This is a genomic window from Mesorhizobium sp. M3A.F.Ca.ET.175.01.1.1, from assembly GCF_004791945.1.
Classification (GTDB): Bacteria; Pseudomonadota; Alphaproteobacteria; order Rhizobiales; family Rhizobiaceae; genus Mesorhizobium.
In genome coordinates, this window is record NZ_SRTP01000070.1 from 1 (window position 1) to 467 (window position 467).

Consider the following 467-nt stretch of genomic DNA (forward strand, 5'->3'; position numbering starts at 1 on the left):
CAAGGCGGTGCGGCGGATGAGGAGGCGAAACCGGCCGATCGCATACCAATGTTCGTCATCGACGGCCTTCTGCGTCGCCATTTGCGTCCAGGCGGTTGCCATCGACAACGGCGCGAGCAGCGCCGCCTCGATTGCGGGAGCCAGCCAGCGCGGACCGAACGACAGGTCGTTGATGACGAGAAGCTGCAGGCAGATGACGACAAGCACAGCCGCGCGCGCCGACCAGAAGTCGATCGCGCGGTGGTGGATGATGGCATGCTCGTGACGCATGGCGGAACCTGTGCCGTGTGCGCGGTTTTCTCGGGCCGCGGCGGCGACACCTCCGCCTCAATCTTGGTCCTGCGATGGTCGCGGGCGGACACATTTTCGTAATCGCTCACGTGATCGCACGGACCGAAAACGAAAAGCGCCGGATTTCTCCGGCGCTTGAGTGACCGATCGGATCGGAGGCAGGCTCAGGCGCTGGC

1 pseudogene is annotated in these 467 nt (G+C 64.7%); it reads right to left on the reverse strand.

Annotation, left to right across the window (positions count from 1 at the left end):
• A pseudogene (locus EN818_RS30780) lies at positions 1-270 on the reverse strand (hypothetical protein); the annotation flags it as partial.
• Positions 271-467: the final 197 nt, after the last annotated feature.